The 399-nt window shown below is 63.4% G+C and carries 1 pseudogene; it reads right to left on the bottom strand.

Features of this window, described 5'->3' with window-relative positions:
- A pseudogene (locus tag HMPREF2554_RS03040) lies at positions 1–399 on the bottom strand (type II/IV secretion system protein); the annotation flags it as partial.

Genomic DNA, 399 nt, shown 5'->3' with positions numbered 1-399 from the left:
TTTCGGGGGTTGCGCCGCGGTGTTCGTGTGCGGGCTGCGCGGCTGCCGAGCGTGCATGGGCAGCGTGCCTATCCGGTGAAATAGCGTCCGTGGGAGGGTTCAGCGGTAAGTTTTCCCCGTTACCCTCAGGTAGGGTGCCGCCCGCCGAATTGTCTGCCGTTGAGCCTTCGCCCGGCAAGAGTTCACCAGCAGGCTCAGACCCGCACGGCGTTACCACCAGCGCATCCTGGCGCAGGTCAAGCCGGTAAATTCCAGCAATCCGCCGCACGCCCTGAACCTGTTCCAGGTGAATAATGCGGTCAAATGCGGTAGAAGCGTGGAGGGCAACGGTGCGTTCATCCAAACCGGCGAGCGCGCCCAGCGCAGCAAGACGATGCGGCACAGCAAACGCGGAATTCG

It is taken from the genome of Rothia sp. HMSC071F11, from assembly GCF_001809115.1.
In the GTDB taxonomy this organism is placed as follows: Bacteria; Actinomycetota; Actinomycetes; order Actinomycetales; family Micrococcaceae; genus Rothia; species Rothia dentocariosa.
The sequence above is the reverse complement of the archived record's forward strand: the minus strand, read 5'-3'. Positions and strand labels throughout refer to the sequence as shown.